We start from the raw sequence: 276 nt of genomic DNA, 5'->3' as shown, positions 1-276 counted from the left end.
ACGACATTGGCCCCGGTCGGCAGCGCGCTGCTGGTCACGCTGGCCTGTCCGGAGGCGTTGGTGGTGCCGGCGCCCAGCTGGAGACTGCCGCCGCCGGAGGTGAAGTTGACGACCGCGCCGGGGACCGCGACCCCGTTGCAGGTGACGGTGGCGGTGACGGTAACGGGCTGGCCGGCCGTCGGGTTGGCGGGGGTCGAGGAGAGGGTGACCACGCAGTTGGTCGCCGCCGTGACGTTGACGGTTGCGGTGCCGGTGACGCCGACACAGGTGCAGGTG

The 276-nt window shown here is 72.5% G+C and carries 1 pseudogene; it reads right to left on the bottom strand.

Annotated features, from left to right (window positions below):
* Positions 1-276 (bottom strand): annotated as a pseudogene (locus IG62_RS0141075) (Ig-like domain repeat protein); the annotation flags it as partial.

The sequence above is a fragment of the Streptomyces sp. NRRL S-337 genome, from assembly GCF_000720175.1.
Classification (GTDB): Bacteria; Actinomycetota; Actinomycetes; order Streptomycetales; family Streptomycetaceae; genus Streptomyces; species Streptomyces siderophoricus.
The sequence above is the reverse complement of the archived record's forward strand: the minus strand, read 5'-3'. Positions and strand labels throughout refer to the sequence as shown.